Source organism: Amycolatopsis aidingensis (assembly GCF_018885265.1).
GTDB classification, from domain to species: Bacteria; Actinomycetota; Actinomycetes; order Mycobacteriales; family Pseudonocardiaceae; genus Amycolatopsis; species Amycolatopsis aidingensis.
The window spans coordinates 5641159-5662448 of record NZ_CP076538.1; the positions used below are offsets into that span (position 1 = coordinate 5641159).

Below are 21290 nucleotides of genomic sequence, written 5' to 3' on the forward strand. Positions count from 1 at the left end.
GGTGGGTCGAACGGCCGTTCAGCGCGGCAACCCACCCCATGAGCACCACAATGCCTGCCTAGGAGTACTGAAGTGACCGACACCTCCGCCGACCTTGTGATCCTTGGTGGCGGCTCGGGCGGCTATGCCGCAGCGTTCCGCGCGGCCGAGCTCGGCCTTTCCGTCACCCTGATCGAGAAGGACAAGCTGGGAGGGACCTGCCTGCACCGTGGGTGTATCCCGACCAAGGCTCTGCTGCATGCGGCGGAGGTCGCCGACTCGGCTCGGGACAGCGAGCAGTTCGGGGTCAAGACCACCTTCGAGGGTGTGGACATCGGCGGGGTGAACAAGTACAAGGACTCCATCGTGTCCCGCCTCTACAAGGGACTACAGGGCCTGGTCAAGGCGCACAAGGTCAACCTGGTCGAGGGAACAGGGACCTTCGTCGGCGGCACCACGGTCGAGGTGGACGGCACCCGCTACACCGGCAAGAACCTGCTGCTGGCCACCGGCTCGTACTCCAAGACGCTGCCCGGCCTCGACCTCGGCGGCCGGGTCATCGCCAGCGACGAGGCGCTGAACCTGGACTTCGTCCCGGAGAAGGTCGTCGTGCTCGGCGGCGGGGTGATCGGCGTCGAGTTCGCCAGCGTCTGGGCCTCCTTCGGGGCCGAGGTGACCATCGTGGAGGCACTGCCCCGGCTGGTGCCGAACGAGGACGAGTTCGCCTCCAAGCAGCTCGAGCGCGCCTTCCGCCGCCGCAAGATCGGTTTCAAGACCGGGGTGAAGTTCACCGGAGCCAAGCAGACCGACAGCGGCGTGAGCGTGTCGCTGGAGTCCGGCGAGACCCTGGAGGCCGACCTGATGCTGGTCGCCGTCGGCCGCGGCCCGAACTCCGCTGGCCACGGCTACGAGGAGGCCGGGATCACCATGGAGCGCGGGTTCGTGCGCACCGACGAGCGGCTGCGCACCAGCCTGCCGAACGTCTACGCGGTCGGCGACATCGTGCCCGGCCTGCAGCTGGCGCACCGCGGGTTCCAGCAGGGCATCTTCGTGGCCGAGGAGATCGCCGGGCTGCAGCCGCGCGCGGTGGACGAGGCAGGCATCCCGCGGGTCACCTACTCGCACCCTGAGGTCGCCTCGGTCGGCCTCACCGAGGCGCAGGCCAGGGAGCAGTACGGAGCCGAGGTGACCACGTTCACCTACGACCTCGGCGGCAACGGCAAGAGCCAGATCCTGAAGACCTCCGGCGCGGTCAAACTGATCAAGGCGCCGGACGGGCCGGTGGTCGGCCTGCACCTCGTCGGCGACCGGGTCGGCGAGCTGATCAGCGAGGCCCAGCTGATCTACAACTGGGAGGCGTTCCCCGAGGATGTCGCTCCGCTCATCCACGCCCACCCCACCCAGTCCGAGGCCCTCGGCGAAGCGCACCTTGCCCTGGCAGGAAAGCCTCTGCACGTGCACAGCTGACGCCGCGAACCAACCGAGTCTTTCCAGGAACTTTTCATAGCAAGGGAGTCAGCGAACGATGGCGTACTCCGTCACACTGCCGGAGCTCGGCGAGAGCGTCACGGAGGGCACCGTCACCCGGTGGTTGAAGCAGGAGGGTGACAGTGTCGAGGTGGACGAGCCGCTGCTGGAGATCTCGACCGACAAGGTGGACACCGAGGTCCCGTCCCCGGTGGCGGGCACCGTCCAGCGGATCGTCGCCCGCGAGGACGACACGGTCGAGGTCGGCGGCGAGCTCGCCGTGATCGACGACGGTTCCGGTGGCGGTGGCGGGCAGCCGGCCGCGCAGGAGCAGCCCGCGGCCCAGCAGCAACAGCAGCAGGCCCCGGCTCAGCAGCAGGCACCGCAGCCCCAGCAGCCTGCCCAGCAGCCCGAGCCGGAGCCCGCCCAGCAGCAGGCCCCGGCGCAGCCGAGCGGCGGCACATCCGGGGGTACCCCGGTGACCCTGCCGGAGCTCGGCGAGAGCGTCACCGAGGGCACCGTCACCCGCTGGCTCAAGCAGGTCGGCGACAGCGTGGAGGTGGACGAACCGCTGCTGGAGATCTCCACGGACAAGGTGGACACCGAGGTCCCGTCCCCGGTGGCAGGCACCGTGCTGGAGCTGACCGCGAGCGAGGACCAGACGGTCGAGGTCGGCGGGCAGCTGGCGGTGATCGGTGCGGCGGGTGCGCAGCCCGCGGCCGCGGCCCCGCAGTCCCAGCCGCAGCAGGCCCCGGCACCCCAGCAACAGCAGCCCCAGCAGGCTCAGCCGCAACAGCCCCAGCAGCCCCAGCCCCAGCCGCAGCAGCCCGCGCCGCAGCAGCAGGCCCCGGCCCAACCGCAACAGCAGCCGGCCGCCGAGGCGCCGCAGCCCTCCGGCGACGGTGGTGGCACCCCGTACGTGACCCCACTGGTGCGCAAGCTGGCCTCGGAGCACGGCATCGACCTGAACAGCCTGAACGGCAGCGGGGTCGGCGGCCGGATCCGCAAGCAGGACGTGCTGGCCGCGGTGGAGACCAAGCAGAAGCAGCAAGCCCCGGCCCAGCCGCAACAGCAGCCCCAGCAGCCGAGCGCCCCGGCGCCTTCCGCGCCGGCCGCCCCCGCCGCGCCCACCGGACCCTCTCCCGAGCTGGACGCGCTGCGGGGCACCGTGCAGAAGGCGAGCCGGATCCGGCAGATCACCGCGGAGAAGACCAAGGAGTCGCTGCAGATCTCCGCGCAGCTCACCCAGGTGCACGAGGTGGACGTCACCAAGATCGCCCGGCTGCGGCAGCAGGCGAAGAACGCCTTCCGCGAGCGCGAGGGGGTCAACCTGACCTTCCTGCCGTTCTTCGCCAAGGCCACGGTCGAGGCGCTCAAGCAGCACCCGAACGTGAACGCCTCGTACAACGAGGAGACCAGGGAGATCACCTACCACGGCGCGGTACACCTCGGCGTCGCGGTGGACACCGAGAAGGGGCTGCTCTCGGTCGTGATCCACAACGCGGGTGAGCTCAGCCTCGCCGGCCTGGCCCACCGGATCACCGACCTGGCCGCGCGGGCAAGGACCAGCCAGATCAAGCCGGACGAGCTCACCGGCGGCACCTTCACCATCACCAACATCGGCAGCAACGGCGCGCTGTTCGACACGCCGATCATCGTGCAGCCGCAGTCCGGGATGCTCGGCACCGGCGCCGTGGTGAAGCGCCCGGTGGTGGTGGCCGATGCCGAGGGCAGCGACACCATCGCGGTGCGCTCCATGGCGTACCTGCCGCTCACCTACGACCACCGCCTGATCGACGGCGCCGACGCGGGCCGGTTCCTGACCACGATCAAGCAGCGGCTGGAGGAGGGCAACTTCGAGGAGGAACTGGGGCTCTGACCCACAGGCAAGAAAGGGGTCGTGTCCGTCGGCTGACGGGCACGACCCCTTTTTGCCGAACGGATCACCTGTACTCTAGTATTCCGGAATTACGGACTACTGGAGGGATCCGCCATGCTCACTCGCCGCCGCCTGCTGACCACCACCGCCTTCGCCGGTTCCGCCGCCCTGCTGCTGCCCGCCGGGGTCGGCGCGGCGGCGCCCGCAGCCCCGGGCACCGGGACCCCGCAGGGTTGGCTGGACTGGCTCGCCGCGCATCGCGACTCGGTCGGCCTGATGCTGGACGACGGCACGGGCGGCCGGGTGCGGCACCGGCCGCATGCCGAGCAGCTGCTGGCCTCCACGATCAAGGTGGTGCACCTGGCCGCCTACGCCACGGCGGTCGGCCACGGCCTGCTGGACCCGCGGGAACGGATCCGGATCGGCGACTGGGAGCTGCACCACCCCTACGTCGGCGACGGCGGCGCGCACCTGCAGGTGCTGCGGTCGCTCGGGATCGAGACCAACGAGCTGGGGCATGCCGCCGACCCGGACCAGCGGATCGAACTGGACACCCTGGTCGCGGCGATGATCGACTTCAGCGACAACGCCGCCGCCGACTACCTGCGGGTGCGGCTGGGCGACCGGGCGCTGCGCGCCGCCGCGCGGGCGGGCGGCTGGTACCGGCCCGACCTGCGGTCCCTCCAGGGCGAGGTGCTGCTGCTGATCCTCCCCGAGTACGCGCCGCCCGCGGGTGCCCCGGCGTTGCTGCGCCGGATGGCCGGGGACCGGCTCGCCCACTGGTTCCGGGTGGACCCCGGCTTCCGCGAGCGAGTGCTGCGGGCTATCCCGGACATGCCGCGCACGCCAGCGGAGCAGTGGCCATCGACCCGGCTGCACGCGCACGGCAGCGCCGCGGAGCTGTTCCGGATGCACCACGCGCTGGCCGCGGGCCGGTTCCACCCGGAGTCGGCCCTGCCGATCGTGCGGCGCCACCTGGAACGCGCGCTGGCCGGTTCGGTGCCCTCCGGTGGGCTGGGTATCGGGTTCAAGGGCGGCAGCCTGCCGCGCGCGCTGACCATGGGTATGTCGCTGCGCTGGGCGGACGGCCGGACCGGGGCGCTGGCGCTGCTGCTCACCGATGTCGCGCAGGAGCACTTCGCCGACTCGCCCGCCTTCCTGCGGCTGGGCGTCTCGGTGCTGGCGCAGCCACGGTGGCGGGACAGGCTGGTGCGAGCGCTGGGTGACTGACCTGCATGCTGGGGGTATGCAGGAGGTACTCGCGCGGCTGGCCGAGCTGGAACGGCGGGTCGACGCACTCGAAGGCCGGCCGGCCGCGGCGGAGCCGCAAGGCGAGGGCGGTGGGGTGCTCAGCTACCAGGGCCGGACCGAGGAGCCGCGGGAGCTGCAGTGGCAGATCACCGTGGCCACCGAACCCGTGCTCGAGCTGGCGGACGAGCCGAGGGTGGAGGTACTGGCCGCGCTCGCGCACACCGCGCGGGTCGCCATCGTGCGCCAGCTCGCGCGGCACGGCACCCAGCCGGGCAGTGCCCTGCAGGAGGCTGCCGGGCTCGGCTCGGCAGGGCAGTTCTACCACCACCTCAAGGCGCTGACCGGCGCCGGCATCGTGGAGGCCGACAAACGCGGCAGCTACCGGCTGAAGCCCGCCGCGACCATTCCGGTCCTGGTGCTGCTCACCGCATCGGCCGATATCGCAGGGCAGCTGCGCTGACCCCGGGAGTGCGGAGTCCGGCACGATGCGCCACGATCAGGGGATGCGGGTACTCATCGCGGGCTCCAGCGGCCTGATCGGCAGCACCCTGACCGCCCGGCTGCGCGAGGCCGGGCACGAGGTACGCAGGCTGGTGCGCCGCGACGCTCAGCGCCAGGACGAGTACCGGTGGGACCCGCCCGCGGGCTCGATCGCCGAGGGTGCCTTCGCGGGCGTCGACGCGGTGGCCAACTTCTGCGGCGCCCCGCTGCTGCCCGGCAGGTGGAGCGCGGCGCGCAAGCAGGTGCTGACCGACAGCAGGCTGGAACCCACCGAGGTGCTCGCCGAGGCGGTCGCCGAGCACGACGTCCCCGTCCTGGTGAACGCCTCCGCCGTGGGCTACTACGGCAATGGCGGGGAGGCCGAGCTGGACGAGTCCGCCCCGCCGGGTTCGGGGTTCCTTGCCGAGCTGTGTGCGGGATGGGAGGCCGCCGCCTCCCCCGCGGCGAAGGCGGGAGCCAGGGTGGTGTCCGTGCGGACCGGGCTGGTGCTGTCCGGCAAGGGTGGGCTGCTGACCCCGTTGAAACCGCTGTTCGGGCTCGCGCTCGGCGGCAGGCTGGGCGATGGCAGGCAGTTCATGCCGTGGATCAGCAGCACCGACGAGGCCGCTGCCGTCCAGTTCGCGCTGGAGCGGGACGCCCTGTCCGGCCCGGTGAACCTGTGCTCGCCGAACCCGGTACGCAACGCCGAGTTCACCAAGGCGCTCGGCAGGGCGCTGCACCGGCCAGCGCCCTGGTGGGTGCCAGGGGCGGCGCTGAAGGTCGCACTCGGCCAGGCCGGGGAGGAGATGGCGTTGTACGGGCAGCGGGCCGTGCCCCGCGCCCTGGAGGCCGCCGGGTTCGAGTTCACGTACACCGACCTCGACGAAGCACTGGCCGCGGTGCTGTGATCCGGCGCCCGGTCCCCGCGGCGGTGCTGGGCATGCTGCTGTGTGCCGCCTTCCTCGCGCTCGGGCTGCTGGTGCGGGACCGGCCGCTGGATGTGGACCGGGCCGTGGTGGAGGCGTTTCGCGGGCAGTGGCTGCGGCCGCTGGGCACGGTGACGGCCCTGCTCAGCGATGTGCTGCTGGGCCCGCTGCTGCCGGTGCTGCTCGCGGGCGTACTGCTGGTCGCCGCCTGGGTGCGGTGGCGGCGCGGGCAGCGCGCCCGCGCGATGCTACTGCTGCGGGTGTGGGTGCTGCTGGCGCTGTGCCGGCTCACCAGCTTCGTGTTCAAGCCCATCTACCTGCGGGACCGGCCAAGGGCGTATCCGGATTTCGCCTACCCGAGCGGGCATGTGGTCTCGGTGGCCAGCACCGGGTTCGCGCTGGTGGTGCTGTGCGCCTGGCTGGCGCCGCGGCTGCTGCGGTGGGTGGCGGGGGTGGCGGTGCTGGCGACCGTGCTGAGCGCGGCCTGCCGGATCGTGCTCGGGGTGCACTGGGTCAGCGACACCGTGGGCGCGGTACTCGCGGTGGCCGGGGCCGGGCTGCTCGGCTGCCTGGCGCTGCGGTTGCTGCCGTCACAGGCGGACGAACTGTCGGCGGCGGGGAAGGCAGCGTAGCCTCAGGCTCGTGAGTAGTTCCGTGGTTTCCTGCCGCGCCGCCGCCGAGCCGGTCGTGGTCCGCGAGGTCGGCATGCTCGACTACCTGGAAGCGTGGGAGTTGCAGCGGCAGCAGGTGACCGGGCGGGCCGAGGGCGAGCAGCCGGACACGATGCTGCTGCTGGAGCACCCCTCGGTGTACACGGCCGGTAAGCGGACCGAGCCAGGGGACCGGCCTGCCGACGGCACCCCGGTGATCGACGTGGACCGTGGCGGCAAGATCACCTGGCACGGCCCTGGGCAGCTGGTGGGCTACCCGATCATCAAGCTGGCCGACCCGATCGACGTGGTGCACTACGTGCGGCGACTGGAAGAGGCGCTGATCAGGGTGTGCGAGGAGTTCGGGGTGCACACCGGACGGGTCGAGGGCCGCAGCGGGGTGTGGATCCCCGCCGACGATGGTGGTCCGGAACGCAAGATCGCCGCGATCGGGATCCGGGTGCAGCGCGGGGTGACCATGCACGGTTTCGAGCTGAACTGCGATGCCGACCTCTCGGCCTTCGACAAGATCGTGCCCTGCGGAATCCGGGACGCCGGGGTCACCTCGCTGACCCGCGAGACCGGTCGCAGGGTCACCGTCGCCGAAGCCCTGCCGCTGGCCCGCGACGCCGTGCTGGACGCACTGGACGGCGTGTTGCCGGTGAACGAGGAACGCTGGCTCCCCCGCCCCGAGCAACCCGCCGCCCCCGGCGTCACCTTCGCCCTGCAAACCTGACCCCCCGGCGTGTTTGCCCCCCACGCGCGCGCGTTTGCCGTCTGTGCGCACGCGTTGGCCGCCCCCATCCGCGCGTTTGCGCTTCACATACGATCGTTCGCCTGAACGAACAGCGAGCCGGGAGGCTTCCGGATGCGCATCGCAGGATCGACCGCGCGCCGATCATGCCCGCCAGGCTGCTCGCGCCCGCGATGATCGAGACCGGGCGGGCCAGGTGGTGCTGGTCGGCTCGTTTCCGGCAGGACGGCCTCGCCCGCAGCCTCGTTGTACAACGCCGCCAGGTTCGGGTTACGCGGGTTCGCACACGGCTTTCGCCAGGATCTGCCCGGCACCGGGGTCGGCGTTTCAGTGGTGCAGCCAGGCTTCGTCCGGGACGCCGGCCGCCACCGGCGCCAGTTCGCCCGGTGGAGCTGCGCATCGGCGGCGCGATCGGTGAGCCCTGTGCCGTGTATGCGAACGGCCAAAGCATGCGCGTGGACGGCCAACGCATGCGCGCCAGCGGCAAACACGGCTGATCGGTGGGTGACTACTCCATCCTGCCTAACCTGCCTGGAAATTCCCTATCACTCCCTATTAGGACACTGTTAGGTTCCTTTGCAGTACTTTTCGGACCTAGGGAGTGGCCATGGCGCGAGAGCTGTACTCGGTCGATCAGGTGGCCGAGTTGCTCGGCTTGCACGTACGAACGGTCCGCAACTACGTACGGGACGGGCGACTGAACGCGGTCCGGATCGGTAAGCAGTACCGGATCAGCCGCGAGGACCTGGAAGCCTTCACCGGGCACCCCGACGTGCTGCCCGAACGGGACACCGTCCGGACCGAACGGCATGTCGAGGTGTCCAGCATCGTGCAGGTGGACGCGATCAGCCGGGCGGACGCGGACCGGATGTCCACCCTGCTCATGGGGGCGACCGCGCATCGCAGGGAGGACATGCGGCCGCTGCGCGTGGAAACCGCCTACGACGAGGAACGGGCACGGATGAAAGTGGTCGTGCTGGGTGATCTGGCCGCAAGCGCCGAACTGCTGCGCCTGATCGAACCACTGGTGGGAGCGAACGATGACTGACACAACCGTGCAGTTGCACGGGACGCGGGTGCTGCACCTCGACGCCGAGGGCCCGAAGCTGAACGGCGCACAGAGCGCGCTGGACCTGATCGGACATTTCTGGGGGCACGAGGCGGAGATGCTCGCCGTCCCGGTCGCACGGTGCGGGGACGAGTTTTTCAACCTGGAGACCCGGATCGCGGGCGAGGTGCTACAGAAGTTCACCAACTACCAGGTGCGGCTGGCGATCATCGGGGACCTGTCCGGGTATGTCGCGGAAAGCTCCGCCCTGCGCGCGTTCGTGCACGAGTCCAACCAGGGTAAGCAGGTCTGGTTCCTCGCCGACCTCGACGAGCTCGCCGACCGGCTGAACCGGCGGTAGCTCAGGGCGACCAGCGCAGCCGGATGGTGACCACGTGGTCGCGGGTCGCCTCCGGCCACCGCCGGTACACGCTGACCACCCAGGTACCGCGTGGGGCATGCACCCGGCCCAGAAAGTCCTCCGCGCAGACCGCCGTGTACTCGACCAGATAGGCCTCCCGCCGATCCTCGCGGTGGACCAGGCAGAAACCCATGTCGTCGGCCAGTTCGGTGTAGAGGTGGTCGCGGTACCCCTTCGCCCGCTCGCGGCGGTACTCGATCTCGTGTGGATAGCCCGGAACGTGCACAGAGTGATGCTGACCTCGCCAATCCGTAGTCGGGCAGGGCCAGATCAGGATTCTCGACTGTCGTTCCGTCGATCTACGATGCGTGATCACACGGCGTCGAGGGGTGAGAATCGATGGGCATACCGCGCAAGCCGAGTTTCCCGATGCGCCAACTCGGGCGCACCCTGCGCAAGTTGCGCGAGCAGGCACGGATGAGCCAGGAGGAGGTGGGGCGCCAGCTACGGCTCTCCGGCTCGAAGATCAGCCGGATCGAGAAGGGCCAACTGCCGGGATACCAGGACTTCCGCGCGATGATCGACCTGTACGGCGTGATCACCTCCGATGTGGAGCCCTACATCGCGCTCTACGACCGGGCCTGCGAGAAAGGCTGGTGGCACCAGTACGGCCACGACAACCGAGGGTTCGTCAGCATCGAGGCGGAAGCATCGGTCGTCCGCACCTACCAACTCGGCTTCATCCCCGGAATTCTGCAAACCGAGACCTACATGCGACGGGCATTCGCCTCGGCGCGAAAGCCGTTGAAGGACGAGAAACTGGAGAACGCGGTGGCGGTGCGGCTGCGGCGGCAACGCAGGCTCACCGAGGATCCAGTACTCACCGTGCACGCGGTGATCGACGAGACCGCACTACACCGGCCGATGTGCGATCGGGAGCAGCTGGACAGGATCATCGAACGATCCGCGCTGCCGAACGTCACCGTGCAGGTGATCCCGCACGCAAGCGGCCCGCACAGCGGGCTGTACAGCAACTTCATCGTGGTGAGCTTCCCCGACCGCGAAGAGCCCGATCTGATGTATCTCGACTACGGGGTCGGCGCCGTGCAGATCGAGAAGGAAAGCGAGGTAAGCGCTGCTAGGCTCATGTTCGACCATCTTGCCGACCTGGCGCTGGACGAGCAGGACTCGATCGCACTGGTGCGGCGGATGGTCGCGAAGCTATGAGCCGAGCTGGAAGAGGCACCCGTGGACCTGACCGATGCTCGATGGCGCAAGAGCAGCCACAGCGGCGGCGAAGGTACGGACGCTGACTGTGTCGAGGTGGCGTTCGTGGGTGCCGCGGTCGCGGTTAGGGACTCGAAGGAACCCGGCGCCGGCGCGCTCATCTTTCCCTCGTCCGCCTGGCGGGCGCTGCGCTCCGTGAATTTTTCACGGTAAGTCACTACACCTTATGTCCTATTGACCTCCCAGCGTTGTCTGCTGTCTGATGATGTTCGACTTTGTTCGGACATGGAGGTTCGTGATGCGTTGGCTGCGCGTCCTGGTTCCGGTCATGTTGATTGCCGCTGTGTTGATGCCCCCAGCGGCCGGTGTGCCGGCCTCGGCCGCCGAACCGCCCCCGGACGCCTACACCTACCTGGACGATCCCCGGATGACCGGCGAGGGCCAGCAGGAACCGCACGCCGAGCTCCGCCCCTACGCCGACGCCGAGTCCGCCGCCCGGCGCACCGAGGACACGCCGTACACCCGCAGCCTGGACGGCGACTGGAAGATCGCCATGGCGGACCTCCCCAGGCAGGTCCCGGATGGCTTCTACGCCGAGGACTACGACGTCAGCGGGTGGCGGACCGTCTCGGTGCCACATACCTGGCAGACCGACGGGCTGGACCATCCGATCTTCCGCAACATCGCGACCGAGATGGTCCCGGACGACCCGCCGCACGTCCCCAGGGACATCAACCCCACCGGCGCCTACGCCCGCGACTTCGAACTGCCGGCCGACTGGGAACCGCGCAGCACCTTCCTGCGCTTCGAGGGTGTCACCTCCGGCTACTTCGTCTGGGTCAACGGCGAGTACATCGGCTACGACCAGGGCGGCTACACCCCGGCCGAGTTCGACATCTCCGCCGCCCTGCATCCCGGCGGCAACCGGATCGCCGTGCAGGTGCACCGCTGGGGCTCCGGTTCGTACCTGGAGGACGTGGACCAGTGGCGGTACTCCGGCATCTTCCGCTCGGTCTGGTTGTACTCCACGCCGAACACCTACCTGCGCGACCTCACCGTCCGCACCGACCTGGACGAGACCTACACCGACGCCACCCTGACCAGCACGGTCTCCCTCGCCCGCAAGGAGAACGGCCAGGCAGGCGACTACGCGGTGACCGGCAGCCTGCGCGACGCCCAGGGCCGCGAGGTGGTCGCGGGCCGGGTCCCGGTCCAGGTGACCGGCGAGTCCGCCGAGGTCACCCTGGCCATGCCGGTGGACGACCCGGCCAAGTGGACCGCGGAGACCCCGAACCTGTACACCCTCGTCCTCACGCTGACCGGGCCGGACGGCGAGGTCAGGCACATCACCAGCGAGTCGGTCGGCTTCCGGGAGATCGAGGTCCGGGACAAGCAGCTCCTGGTCAACGGCGAACCGCCGCTGTTCAAGGGCGTGAACCGCGCGGAAACCGATCCGGACCACGGGCGGCACGTGCCCCGCTCCCGCCAGGAGCAGGACGTGGCGCTGATGAAGCAGCTCAACGTCAACGCCGTGCGCACCTCGCACTACCCTTCCGATCCCTATCTCTACGAGCTTGCGGACAGGCACGGGCTGTGGGTCGCCGACGAGGTGGACATCGAGACGCACAACCACGAGTCCTGCCCGCAGGACTGCCTGGCCAGCAGGCCGCAGTGGCGGGATGCGTTCCTGGACCGCTTCATCGCGATGGTGCAGCGGGACAAGAACCACCCCAGCGTGTTCCTCTGGGATACCGGCAACGAGGCCGGGCTCGGCGCGCACCACTACGAGATGGCCGAGTGGGCCAGGGCGACGGACCCCTCGCGCCCGTTGTACCACCAGTCGAACTTCCCGGACGGGGACGCGCCTTTCGCCGACGTGTGGGGGCCGCGCTACCCGTCCCCGGAGAAGTTCGCCGAGCAGGTCGAGAACACCGATAAGCCGATCATCTTCGGGGAGTACGCGCACGCCATGGGCAACAGCCTTGGCAACTTCCGGGAGTTCTGGGACATCATCCGGGCCAACCCGCAGGCCCAGGGCGGCTTCATCTGGGACTGGGCCGAGCAGAACATCCGGCAGCGGTTGCGGATGGTCCCGGACCGTTCGGGCAACGAGATCATGGCGCACCTCTCCGGCGCACCCGAACTGGTCGACGGCCACCGCGGCAAGGCGCTTGCATTGTCCGGCCTGGACGACTTCGTGGAGGTCTACCGGGACCGCAGACTGGATCTCACCGGAACCTCGCTCACCCTGGATGCCTGGGTGAAACCGGCACGCCCGTGGACAGGCGACTTCACCATCATCGCCAAGGGCGACCACCAGTACGCGCTGAAGATGAAAACCGAGAACACCCTGGAGTTCTTCGTCCATAGTGGAACTTGGCGCACCGTGCGGGCAACGGTTCCGGACGACTTCTACACCAACTGGCACCGGGTGACCGGAACCTACGACGGCTCGGCGCTGCGCCTGTATATCGACGGGACCGAGGTGGGCAGCACCCCGTTCGAGGGCACGATCGACCGGTCTTCCGGCGAGGTGAACATCGGGCGGAACTCGGAGATATCGTGGAACGACCCGTCCGACGTCGGCAGGCTGGCGCACGGCGTGGTGGACGACGTGCGGATCTACGACCGGCCGTTGACTGCCGACGAGCTCCGCTCCGGGGCCGACCCGGCCACGGATTCCCTGCTGGCACTGAACTTCGACCGGATCGAGGAGCGGGGCAGCTATCTCTCCTACGGCTCCACACTGTCCGGTGTGGACGGACTGATCGGTGCGGACCGCGACCTTCAGCCAGAAACCGCGCAGCTGGCCTGGGCGCACCAGCCGATCCGGTTCGGTTACGCCGACGGCGCCGTGAGCGTGCACAACGAGCGACGGTTCACCGGCACCGGCGACCTGCGGTTGCGCTGGAAGGTCATCGAGGGCGCCCGTACGGTGGCCCGGGGCGTCCGGCGGCTGGACGTGGCACCCGGCGCCACCACCAGGTTCCGGCCGTGGATACCGCCGAACCCCCGGGATGCCGAGCGCTGGCTGAGCGTCGAGGCGGTGACCGTGGCCGGGCAGCCGATGCTGCCACGCGGGCACGTGCTGGCGCACGACCAGTTCGCGCTGGCCGGAAACCGGATCCCGGGCGGCGCGCTACCCGACCCCGGCCACCACCGGCTCGGCCTCACCCAGGACGAGGAGCGGATCACGGTGTCCGGCAAGGGTTTCCGGTACGTACTCGACCGCGAATCGGGAACCCTGTCCTCGATGCGGGTACGCGGCACCGAACTGCTGCACGGCGGTCCGGAGCTGGACGCCTGGCGGGCGCCGATCAGCAACGAGACCTTCGCCTGGGGCCGTGCCGAGGGCGAGGACTGGCGCGCGGTCGGCCTGGACCGGCTGGAGACCAGTGTGCGGGCCGTCGAGGCGGACCGCACCGGACCCGGCACCGCCACCATCACCGTGCGCAGCAGGGTGTCCGCCCCGGACGTGGACAACGCCTGGTTCGAGCAGGAGCTGACCTACCGGGTGGACGCGGCGGGCACGATCCGGCTGGACCACAGGGTGCGCCCGCGGGGCGGGATGCGGGATCTGCCGTACCTGCCGCGGGTGGGCGTCTCGCTAACCGTTCCCGAGCGGTTCCGGGAGTTCGCCTGGTACGGGCGCGGGCCGCAGGAGAGCTACACCGACCGCAAGGACGGCACCCCGTTCGGCGTGCACACCAGCACGGTCGATGACCAGTACGTGGAGTACCACCGGCCGCAAAGCCACGGGAACCACACCGACACCCGGTGGGCGCTGCTGACCGACCGGCGCTCGGGCGGGCTGCTGGTGTCCGGGGCGCCGGAGGTCAGCGTGAGCGCCTACGACGACCTGGACCGCGCGGCCTACCCGTTCCAGCTGCGGCGCAACGAGGGGTGGGTGACCCTGCACGCGAGCCACGCGGTGACCGGGGTCGGCGACACCCCGAATCCGGTGCGCGAGCGCTACCAGGTGGCCGCGGACGCCGACCACGAGTACTCGATGGTGCTGCGCCCGCTGTCTCCCGGCGAGGTACGCACCGGCCTCCCCCGCTGACCGCTGTGAGTGGCCCGTTCCCTACATTTTTCGCAGCGAACGGGCCACTCACTGCGGTTGATCAGGCCAGCTGGGGCTGGACCTCGGCGGCGATCAGGTCCAGGTGGTCGAGGTCGGAAAGGTCCAGCACCTGGAGGTAGAGCCGGGTGATCCCGGTGGCCTCCCGGTACCGACCGATCTTGTCCACGACCTCGGCAGGCGTGCCCGCGAGGCCGTTCTGCCGCAGCTCGTCGACCTCGCGGCCGATGGCAGCGGCGCGGCGGGCGATCTCGGCCTCGTCCCTGCCAATGGCCACCACCTGCGCGGCCGAATACACGATCTCCCCCGGCCCCCGGCCTGCCGCACCGGCCGCGTCGGCGACCCTGGCGAACTGGGCGGCGGCGGTGTCGGCATCCGCGAAGGGCAGGTTGAACTCGTCGGCGTAGCGAGCGGCGAGCTCGGGGGTGCGCTTCTTGCCGCCCCCGCCGATGATCACCGGCGGCCGCGGGCGCTGCACCGGCTTCGGCAGCCCCGGCGCGTCGGCGAGCTGGTAGTGCTTACCGTCGAAGGAGAAGGTCTCGCCCTCCGGGGTCTCCCACAGACCGGTGACCACGGCGAGCTGCTCGCTGTAGAGGTCGAACCGCTCGCGGATCTCCGGTAGTGGCAGCCCGTAGGCGGTGTGCTCATCGGCGTACCAGCCGGAGCCCAGCCCCAGCTCGATCCGCCCGCCGGACATCTGGTCCACCTGCGCCACTGAGATGGCCAGCACCGAGGGGTGCCGGAAGGTGGCGGCGGTGACCAGGGTGCCCAGCCTGATCCGGGAGGTCTCCCTGGCCAGCCCGGCCAGGGTCACCCAGGCGTCGGTCGGCCCGGGAAGGCCGGAGACCGGGCCCATCTTCAGGTAGTGGTCGGACCGGAAGAACGCATCGAATCCGGCATCCTCCGTTTTCTTCGCGATCCGCAGCAGATCGTCGTAGCTCGCGCCTTGCTGGGGTTCGGTAAAGATCCTCAGTTCCACGGCTGGAGCCTAGCTGGCCCCTGCTGCCCTGGCTTGTCGCCGGGTGTCCTCCGGATGCCGCCGAGCAAATGCACGATCACGCTCTCCACCTGCGCGCCGACCTTCTTCGGGTCCGGCGAGCTTGCGATCGTGGTGGCCGCGCTGGACAACGCGCCGAACAGCAGCCGCGCGGTGATCTCGACCGGCATTTCGTCCAGCTCACCGGCCTGAATCAGATCCTCCAGGCTGGCCAGGATGATGCCGAAACTGAAATGGTCCTCGGCCTCACGCCAGCGTTCCCATCCCATTACCACCGGCGCTTCGTGAATGACGATGCGCTGATACGAGGGGTCGAGACAATTCCTGATGAACGCCCGCAGCCCACTGATCGCGCGTTCCCACGGCGGCTCCGGCCCCTGCATGATCTGCTGCAGCCGCTCGATCACCAGCGTCTCCACCGCGTCGAAAGCGGCCTCGAACAGGGCCTGCTTGCCGCTGAAGTGGTGATACAGGGCACCCTTTGTGACCCGCGCGCGCTTGGCGATCTCGTCAAGCGAGGTACCCGCGTAGCCCCGGCTGGTGAACAGCTCGACGGCACTGTCCACCAGGGCCGCCCTGGTGGACTCCGAATAGTCGAGCCGCCTTGACTTCATTGTCGCCACCCTCACAACTCTACGCGACATTTGATCGCCGTACTCGTGGTATGTTGTCCGTGTCAGGTCCGTACCGAGAGTATGCCGCAAACCGGCGGTATGACTCGGATCACGGAAGGGGAAGCACGCCATGAGCTGGAACGACTTCTACCAACGACGCGACGTCATGGCGGCCGTCCTGCGTCAGGCACGGCGCGACCCTGCGGGGCCGCTGCCGTTCTCCGAGATCCCCGGTGCCGTGGATGCGTTCGGAACCGAAGAGAACCTGCTGCTCGCGCTGCACTACAAGTGGACACAACTGCTCACCGGATACCTGCGCACCGAGGTCGGCGGCCCGGAGGACGTGGCCGACGTACCCAGCGGGCGCGACCAGGTGGACGCGGTGTCCAGGGCGTGGCAACGGGCCACCCGGGAACACTGGGTGCTGCGGGCCGTGCTGGACGCGCAGGTCGACCGCTACCCGTCGCTGCGTCAGGCGCAGGACACCGAGCACCGGGTGCTGGCCGTCACCGCGGGACTGGCCGAGCCGTACGAGTCCGCTCAGGAGGCGGCCCGGATCGGTGCCGCTTTCGTGTCGCTGGTGGAGAACTCCCCGGTGCGTACCGGGCCGCGCAGGCGCAACCCGGTGGGTCAGCTGCTGAAGATGCTGGCCCCGAGCGCCTGATCGGCCTCCTCCGCTGAGAGGACACTGAGAGGGCTACTCGCGAGTATGGCGTCGGCACCTGCGGCTGTAGTTAGCTGGCCACATGGTTACCCAGACGGTGAAGTGGACCGAAGCCGATATCCCGGACCAGTCCGGCCGCACGGTGCTGATCACCGGCGCGAACTCGGGACTCGGCCTGCGCAGCGCCGGGGTGCTGGCGGCGAAGGGGGCGCGGGTGCTGCTCGCCTGCCGCTCCCCCGAACGCGGCGAAGCCGCACTGGCAGAGGTGGCCGCGCAGGCGGGTCAGGGCAACCGCCCGGAGCTGGTCCGGCTCGACCTTGCCGACCTCGGCTCGGTGCGGGAGGCGGCCGGTGTCGTGCGCGGGCGTACCGGGGACCGGCTGGACATCCTGCTGAACAACGCCGGGGTGATGGCGACCCCCAAGGGCACCACGGTGGACGGGTTCGAGACCCAGTTCGGCACCAACCACCTCGGGCACGCCGCGCTCACCTGGCTGCTCATGCCCGCACTGCGGCGTGCCGCGGCCGAGGGAGACGAACCTCGGGTGGTGACCCTGTCCAGCCTGGCCGCCGCCTCCGGGCGGATCGACCTGGCGGACCCGAACTTCGAGCGGCGCCGGTACAACCCGGCCACCGCGTACGGGCAGGCGAAACTGGCCAACCAGGTGTTCGCCATCGAACTCGACCGCAGGCTGCGTGCGGCGGGTGACCCGGTGCTCAGCGTGGCCGCCCACCCCGGCTACACGATCACCAACCTCGGTTCCGCCATGGCCGGTTCGCATGGCAACCCCGTCGTACGCACCACGCTCGCCGTGGGCGCGAAGATCGGTGAGCTGGCGCTGGCGCAGAACGTGCGGATGGGCACCCTGCCGCAGCTCTACGCCGCCACCGCCGCGGGGGTGACCGGCGGCTGTTACGTCGGGCCGGACGGCCTGCGCGGGCTGCGCGGCCATCCCGAGGTGGTGCGCCCGCTCGGGCGTGCGCTCAAGCCGGAGACCGGCAGCGGATTGTGGGAGCTCACCGCGCGGTTGACCGGGATCACCCCTGATCCCGAGTAGACCGACAGGGCCGAACTCCGGGCGTAGGGTGGCCGGTGTGAGTACGTCGACGAATGGCCCAGCTGCACCGAACGGTCGGAAGTTGTTGCGTCTTGAGGTGCGTAACAGTGAGACGCCGATTGAGAAGAAGCCGTCGTGGATCAGGACGCGGGTGCGGATGGGTCCGGAGTTCACGGAGTTGAAGGGGTTGGTGCGCCGTGAGGGGTTGCACACGGTGTGTGAGGAGGCGGGGTGCCCGAATATTTATGAGTGTTGGGAGGATCGGGAGGCGACGTTCCTGATTGGTGGGGATCAGTGCACGCGGCGGTGTGATTTCTGTCAGATTGATACGGGTCGGCCTGCGGCGTTGGATGTGGCGGAGCCGCGGAAGGTGGCGGAGAGTGTGCGGGCGATGGGGTTGCGGTATTCGACGGTGACGGGGGTGGCGCGGGATGATCTGGCGGATGGTGGGGCGTGGTTGTATGCGGAGACGGTGCGGCAGATTCATGGGGTGAATCCGGGGACGGGGGTGGAGTTGTTGATCCCGGATTTCAATGCTGATCCGGGTCAGTTGGGGGAGGTGTTCTCCTCGGGGCCGGAGGTGCTGGCGCATAATGTGGAGACGGTGCCGCGGTTGTTTCGGCGGGTGCGGCCGGGGTTTCGGTATGAGCGGTCGTTGGAGGTGTTGTCGCGGGCGCGGGATGCGGGGTTGGTGACGAAGTCGAATTTGATTCTGGGGATGGGGGAGTCGCCGGATGAGGTGGAGCCGGCGTTGGCTGATCTGGTGGGGGCGGGGTGTGAGATTGTGACGATTACGCAGTATTTGCGGCCTTCGCCGCGGCATTTGCCGGTGGATCGGTGGGTGAAGCCGGAGGAGTTCGTGGCGCATACGCGTACGGCGGAGCGGTTGGGGTTTGCCGGGGTGATGGCGGGTCCGCTGGTGCGGTCGTCGTATCGAGCGGGCCGGTTGTATGCCCAGACCAAGCGGTATCGGGGTGAGTCCCTGCCGGAGGGGCTGGAGCATCTGGACACCCACACCCCCGCCGCCCAGGAAGCCAGCTCCCTCCTGGCTCGTTAGCCGTACGTCAACAGCCAACTCGCGTGCATGAGCGGCCAACGCGTGCGCGTGGGGAGCAAACACGCGCATGTGGGCGGCAAACACGCCGTGGGTCATACCGTGGGCGGAGTGATCCCCTGACCGAGGTCCGACGCGGGGCGGCTACGGTCGCGCTAGCGTGGAGACCGTCAATACGGCGATCGAGGGGACTTGCTCGTGACACTGGTGACCGATCTGCTCGAGTGGCTGCAAGGGCTGCCGCCAGCCGGGGTGACGGCGGGGGCCGGCCTGCTCGTGTTCGGCGAGTGCACCTTGGGGCTCGGGTTCATCGCACCCGGGGAGACCGGTCTGTTCATCCTGGGCACCACCGCCAACACGGTGCCCAAGTTCCTGATCATGTGGCTAGTCACCACGGTCTGCGCGATCGCGGGCGACTCGGTCGGTTACCTGCTCGGCAAGAAGTTCGGGCCACGCATCCGCAAGACCAGGATGGTCGAGCGGCACGGCGCCGAGGGGTGGGACCGGGCCACGGCGTTCCTGCGTAAGCGGGGTTCCTGGGCGGTGCTGGTGGCCATCTTCCTGCCGGTCATGCGCACGCTCGTGCCCGCGGCCGCCGGGGCATCCGGCCTGGCCTACCGCAAGTTCCTGCCCGCCGTGGCGGTCGGCGCCACCGGATGGTGCGCCCTGCACATCGCGATCGGCTCGGCGGCGGGCGAGGCCGCCAAGCAGATCGAGGACGCGGTGGGCAAGGGCAGCTGGGTGCTGCTGATCGCGATCGCCGCCGTGATCGCCGCGGTGGTGGTCATCAAGCGCAAGCGCGCCAAGGCCGCGGCGCTGGCGGCCGGGGCCCCGGAGCAGCCTGCCGAGGAGCGTCAGCCGGAGACCGGCTCGCTGAGCTGAACCCCCTCCAGCTCGAGCGCGAAGTCGGCGCCGAAGGCCGTAGAGGGGGTATGCGCCCCCGGCTCGATCCGCTGCTCGCCGCTCAGCCGGGCCGCGGCGGCCAGCACCGCGTCCGCGGTCAGCGCGATCGGGTCCGGAGTGGTCAGGGTGAGCGCCACCCGGTGCCCCTCGGCGTCCCGCGCCTGCCCCCACACCTCGGTGCGCCGGTCCTTGGCCACCGCCCCACGCTGCACGAACCGCTCCGCAAGCGTTTTACCCGCCCGCTGCACCCGGGGTGAGCGCAGCAACGGCGCGGCCAGCCGGTGTCCCTTACCGAGCACGCCACCCAGCGGGACCACGGTGTAGGTGGTGATGTTCGGGATCCCGGTCGAGCGGTAGGCCGAGCTGACGTCGCCCCAGGGAATCGCCGTCACCATCCGTGGACCGGAGGGGAAGCCCGCGGTGATCCGCCGGTGGCCGATCGGCACCGTGCGCACCTCGCCGTCGATCCGCGCCTTGCCACCGAAGCCGGCACCCTCGATGGCCGTCTTCACCGTGCCGGGGCCCAGCTTCACCGCGGCCTTGAAGGCGAGGTCGAGTTCGATCGCCCCGGGAACCAGCGCGGCGAGCTTGGCCGCCACGCAGTCGGTCGGCACCACATCGAACCCGGCACCGGGCAACAGCACCACCCCGGCCCGTTCGGCCTCGGCGTGCCGGGCGTAGACCGCCTCGAAGACGTCGATCTCCCCGGTGATGTCCAGATAGTGGGTGCCGGTGGCCAGGCAGGCCTCGATCATCGGCGCAGCGGTCGCGGAGAACGGTCCCGCGCAGTGCGCCACCACGTCGATCCCCTCCAGCGCCGCGCACAAGGCCGCCGGGTCGGCGAGGTCCGCGATGCGGTACTCCAGACCGAGCCGCGCGGCCAGCGGCTCGATCCGCTCCGGCGAGCGGCCGGCCAGCACCGGGCGCTGCCCGTGCCGAATCGCCTGCTCGGCCACGAGTTGCCCGGTGTGCCCGCTCGCTCCGTAGATCATCCAGCTCATGCCGCCCAGCCTGCCGCATCCGCGACGTACTTACCAGTCGGTAGCTTTGGTCTCAAAACTCGTCTCAGTATCAGTCTCGTAAATGGCCTTTGAGATGGCGATACATCGTGGCCCGGGAGACCCCGAAGGACTCGGCGAGCGCCTCGGCCGAATGCTCCCCGCCCGCGAACAGCCGCCGCGCGCTGGCGACCTCCTCCGCGCTGAGCCTGCGTGGCCTGCCCCCCGCCGCTCGCCGGGTGGGCCGCGCCTGCGCAGGTGCGCTACCGAGCAGCCGCCACACCCCGGCGAGCAGATGCTCGCGCAGTTGCTCCTCGGACAGCTCCGGCAGCAGGGCGACCGGGTCGGTGATAGCCGAGATGGCCTGGGCCACCAGCACCCGCTCGGCGGCCCCCGCGCCGGGGCCCGCCGCCGCTTCCAGCGCCCGGCCCATCACCGCGAGCAGGCGGTCGAAGCCGTCCGCCGGCGTCGCGGCCAGGTCACGCATGAGCGCCACCAGGGTGCCACGGTAGCGCAGGAAGACCTCCAGCCAGCCGGTCATCAGCACGGTCCGCACCGCGGGGACGCCGCCATCACCGCCGGCCTCGATCGCCTCCTGCAACGCCTGGTCCAGCTCGTCGGTCATCGGCTCGAGCAGGTCGCGCAGCAGGTCCGACTTGGAGCCGAAGTGGTAGTACAGCGCCGGCTTGGTGATGCCGAGATGGTCGGCGATCTCCTGCAGCGTGGTGGCGTAGTAGCCACGCTCCACGAACAGCCGCTCCGCGGTTTCCAGGATTCTCGCCCGGGTACCCGTCGGCCGTTCAGCCATCGACACTGACTCCCCCTCTACTTACCTTTGGTCAGCCATAAGCGTAGCATCGTCTACCGAAGGTAAGTAGAGCCCGAATACCTAGGGGGCAC

Annotated in this window: 21 protein-coding genes and 1 pseudogene; 17 read left to right on the forward strand and 5 right to left on the reverse strand. The window is 69.8% G+C overall.

Annotated elements, in window-relative coordinates; all coding sequences use genetic code 11:
- Nucleotides 1–72: 72 nt before the first annotated feature.
- The 10 genes and pseudogenes from lpdA to KOI47_RS25675 all read left to right on the forward strand — a co-directional run bounded on the left by lpdA (nucleotide 73) and on the right by KOI47_RS25675 (nucleotide 8795).
- Nucleotides 73–1446 (forward strand): dihydrolipoyl dehydrogenase, encoded by a 1374-nt coding sequence (gene lpdA, locus KOI47_RS25630; RefSeq protein ID WP_216208485.1) that lies wholly within the window; start codon nucleotides 73–75, stop codon nucleotides 1444–1446.
- Between the two features lie 58 nt (nucleotides 1447–1504).
- On the forward strand, nucleotides 1505–3325 hold the full coding sequence (gene sucB, locus KOI47_RS25635; RefSeq protein ID WP_216208488.1) for a 2-oxoglutarate dehydrogenase, E2 component, dihydrolipoamide succinyltransferase: 1821 nt from the start codon (nucleotides 1505–1507) through the stop codon (nucleotides 3323–3325).
- Between the two features lie 114 nt (nucleotides 3326–3439).
- Nucleotides 3440–4555, forward strand: coding sequence for a serine hydrolase (locus KOI47_RS25640; RefSeq protein WP_216208490.1), 1116 nt, complete (start codon nucleotides 3440–3442; stop codon nucleotides 4553–4555).
- A 16-nt stretch (nucleotides 4556–4571) separates the two neighbouring features.
- Complete coding sequence (locus KOI47_RS25645; RefSeq protein ID WP_216208492.1) at nucleotides 4572–5036, forward strand: ArsR/SmtB family transcription factor; 465 nt, start codon at nucleotides 4572–4574, stop codon at nucleotides 5034–5036.
- A 43-nt stretch (nucleotides 5037–5079) separates the two neighbouring features.
- Nucleotides 5080–5964: a TIGR01777 family oxidoreductase gene (locus KOI47_RS25650; protein WP_216217551.1), complete on the forward strand. Its 885-nt coding sequence runs from the start codon at nucleotides 5080–5082 to the stop codon at nucleotides 5962–5964.
- A gap of 32 nt (nucleotides 5965–5996) precedes the next feature.
- The gene (locus KOI47_RS25655) at nucleotides 5997–6614 is read left to right on the forward strand and encodes a phosphatase PAP2 family protein (RefSeq protein ID WP_216217552.1); all 618 of its coding nucleotides are present in this window, start codon (nucleotides 5997–5999) and stop codon (nucleotides 6612–6614) included.
- Between the two features lie 10 nt (nucleotides 6615–6624).
- Entirely contained in the window at nucleotides 6625–7368 is a 744-nt protein-coding gene (lipB, locus tag KOI47_RS25660; RefSeq protein ID WP_216208495.1) for a lipoyl(octanoyl) transferase LipB, read from the forward strand.
- Nucleotides 7369–7614: 246 nt separating this feature from the next.
- Nucleotides 7615–7728, forward strand: a pseudogene (locus tag KOI47_RS36525) (SDR family NAD(P)-dependent oxidoreductase); the annotation flags it as partial.
- 265 nt (nucleotides 7729–7993) lie between these two features.
- Nucleotides 7994–8434, forward strand: a complete 441-nt coding sequence (locus KOI47_RS25670; RefSeq protein WP_216208501.1) for a helix-turn-helix domain-containing protein — start codon at nucleotides 7994–7996, stop codon at nucleotides 8432–8434.
- The gene (locus KOI47_RS25675) at nucleotides 8427–8795 is read left to right on the forward strand and encodes a DUF4180 domain-containing protein (protein WP_216208504.1); all 369 of its coding nucleotides are present in this window, start codon (nucleotides 8427–8429) and stop codon (nucleotides 8793–8795) included. The genes KOI47_RS25670 and KOI47_RS25675 overlap by 8 nt, the downstream gene beginning before the upstream one ends.
- A 1-nt stretch (nucleotide 8796) precedes the next feature.
- On the opposite strand, the gene KOI47_RS25680 is transcribed toward KOI47_RS25675, so the two are convergent.
- A complete protein-coding gene (locus KOI47_RS25680) occupies nucleotides 8797–9081 on the reverse strand; it encodes a hypothetical protein (RefSeq protein ID WP_216208506.1) in 285 nt (94 codons plus the stop codon).
- Between the two features lie 113 nt (nucleotides 9082–9194).
- Here KOI47_RS25680 and KOI47_RS25685 point away from each other — a divergent pair, with 113 nt between their 5' ends.
- From KOI47_RS25685 to KOI47_RS25695, 3 genes are all read left to right on the forward strand, one after another.
- The gene (locus KOI47_RS25685) at nucleotides 9195–10022 is read left to right on the forward strand and encodes a helix-turn-helix domain-containing protein (RefSeq protein ID WP_216208509.1); all 828 of its coding nucleotides are present in this window, start codon (nucleotides 9195–9197) and stop codon (nucleotides 10020–10022) included.
- Nucleotides 10023–10043: 21 nt separating this feature from the next.
- A complete protein-coding gene (locus tag KOI47_RS25690; protein WP_216208513.1) occupies nucleotides 10044–10235 on the forward strand; it encodes a DUF397 domain-containing protein in 192 nt (63 codons plus the stop codon).
- A gap of 115 nt (nucleotides 10236–10350) precedes the next feature.
- Nucleotides 10351–14085, forward strand: coding sequence for a glycoside hydrolase family 2 TIM barrel-domain containing protein (locus KOI47_RS25695; protein WP_232376251.1), 3735 nt, complete (start codon nucleotides 10351–10353; stop codon nucleotides 14083–14085).
- 61 nt (nucleotides 14086–14146) lie between these two features.
- Here KOI47_RS25695 and KOI47_RS25700 read toward each other — a convergent pair whose 3' ends face one another.
- Together KOI47_RS25700 and KOI47_RS25705 are read right to left on the reverse strand one after the other, a co-directional pair.
- The gene (locus tag KOI47_RS25700) at nucleotides 14147–15082 is read right to left on the reverse strand and encodes an LLM class F420-dependent oxidoreductase (protein ID WP_216208520.1); all 936 of its coding nucleotides are present in this window, start codon (nucleotides 15080–15082) and stop codon (nucleotides 14147–14149) included.
- Complete coding sequence (locus tag KOI47_RS25705; protein WP_216208522.1) at nucleotides 15073–15714, reverse strand: TetR/AcrR family transcriptional regulator; 642 nt, start codon at nucleotides 15712–15714, stop codon at nucleotides 15073–15075. Before KOI47_RS25705 ends, KOI47_RS25700 begins: the two co-directional genes overlap by 10 nt.
- Nucleotides 15715–15844: 130 nt before the next feature.
- Here KOI47_RS25705 and KOI47_RS25710 point away from each other — a divergent pair, with 130 nt between their 5' ends.
- The 4 genes from KOI47_RS25710 to KOI47_RS25725 all read left to right on the forward strand — a co-directional run bounded on the left by KOI47_RS25710 (nucleotide 15845) and on the right by KOI47_RS25725 (nucleotide 19371).
- Nucleotides 15845–16378 (forward strand): hypothetical protein, encoded by a 534-nt coding sequence (locus KOI47_RS25710; RefSeq protein WP_216208526.1) that lies wholly within the window; start codon nucleotides 15845–15847, stop codon nucleotides 16376–16378.
- An 82-nt stretch (nucleotides 16379–16460) separates the two neighbouring features.
- Nucleotides 16461–17435, forward strand: a complete 975-nt coding sequence (locus KOI47_RS25715; RefSeq protein ID WP_216208528.1) for an oxidoreductase — start codon at nucleotides 16461–16463, stop codon at nucleotides 17433–17435.
- Between the two features lie 37 nt (nucleotides 17436–17472).
- Nucleotides 17473–18492, forward strand: a complete 1020-nt coding sequence (gene lipA, locus KOI47_RS25720; protein ID WP_216208531.1) for a lipoyl synthase — start codon at nucleotides 17473–17475, stop codon at nucleotides 18490–18492.
- A gap of 195 nt (nucleotides 18493–18687) precedes the next feature.
- Nucleotides 18688–19371: a DedA family protein gene (locus KOI47_RS25725; protein WP_216208533.1), complete on the forward strand. Its 684-nt coding sequence runs from the start codon at nucleotides 18688–18690 to the stop codon at nucleotides 19369–19371.
- Here the strand turns inward: KOI47_RS25725 and KOI47_RS25730 are convergent.
- Together KOI47_RS25730 and KOI47_RS25735 are read right to left on the reverse strand one after the other, a co-directional pair.
- On the reverse strand, nucleotides 19344–20393 hold the full coding sequence (locus KOI47_RS25730; protein ID WP_216208537.1) for a saccharopine dehydrogenase family protein: 1050 nt from the start codon (nucleotides 20391–20393) through the stop codon (nucleotides 19344–19346). The two genes, KOI47_RS25725 and KOI47_RS25730, sit on opposite strands and share 28 nt — an antisense overlap.
- Nucleotides 20394–20463: 70 nt before the next feature.
- Nucleotides 20464–21198, reverse strand: a complete 735-nt coding sequence (locus tag KOI47_RS25735) for a TetR family transcriptional regulator (RefSeq protein ID WP_216208539.1) — start codon at nucleotides 21196–21198, stop codon at nucleotides 20464–20466.
- Nucleotides 21199–21290 lie beyond the last annotated feature (92 nt).

Excerpts from the sequence above, each read along its gene's own strand:
- sucB (WP_216208488.1), top strand. The coding sequence starts at position 1,505 with ATGGCGTACTCCGTCACACTGCCGGAGCTCGGCGAGAGCGTCACGGAG.
- KOI47_RS25640 (WP_216208490.1), top strand. The coding sequence starts at position 3,440 with ATGCTCACTCGCCGCCGCCTGCTGACCACCACCGCCTTCGCCGGTTCC.
- KOI47_RS25645 (WP_216208492.1), top strand. The coding sequence starts at position 4,572 with ATGCAGGAGGTACTCGCGCGGCTGGCCGAGCTGGAACGGCGGGTCGAC.
- KOI47_RS25650 (WP_216217551.1), top strand. The coding sequence starts at position 5,080 with ATGCGGGTACTCATCGCGGGCTCCAGCGGCCTGATCGGCAGCACCCTG.
- KOI47_RS25655 (WP_216217552.1), top strand. The coding sequence starts at position 5,997 with ATGCTGCTGTGTGCCGCCTTCCTCGCGCTCGGGCTGCTGGTGCGGGAC.
- KOI47_RS25670 (WP_216208501.1), top strand. The coding sequence starts at position 7,994 with ATGGCGCGAGAGCTGTACTCGGTCGATCAGGTGGCCGAGTTGCTCGGC.
- KOI47_RS25675 (WP_216208504.1), top strand. The coding sequence starts at position 8,427 with ATGACTGACACAACCGTGCAGTTGCACGGGACGCGGGTGCTGCACCTC.
- KOI47_RS25685 (WP_216208509.1), top strand. The coding sequence starts at position 9,195 with ATGGGCATACCGCGCAAGCCGAGTTTCCCGATGCGCCAACTCGGGCGC.
- KOI47_RS25695 (WP_232376251.1), top strand. The coding sequence starts at position 10,351 with ATGTTGATTGCCGCTGTGTTGATGCCCCCAGCGGCCGGTGTGCCGGCC.
- KOI47_RS25705 (WP_216208522.1), bottom strand. The coding sequence starts at position 15,714 with ATGAAGTCAAGGCGGCTCGACTATTCGGAGTCCACCAGGGCGGCCCTG.
- KOI47_RS25710 (WP_216208526.1), top strand. The coding sequence starts at position 15,845 with ATGAGCTGGAACGACTTCTACCAACGACGCGACGTCATGGCGGCCGTC.
- KOI47_RS25715 (WP_216208528.1), top strand. The coding sequence starts at position 16,461 with ATGGTTACCCAGACGGTGAAGTGGACCGAAGCCGATATCCCGGACCAG.
- KOI47_RS25730 (WP_216208537.1), bottom strand. The coding sequence starts at position 20,393 with ATGAGCTGGATGATCTACGGAGCGAGCGGGCACACCGGGCAACTCGTG.
- KOI47_RS25735 (WP_216208539.1), bottom strand. The coding sequence starts at position 21,198 with ATGGCTGAACGGCCGACGGGTACCCGGGCGAGAATCCTGGAAACCGCG.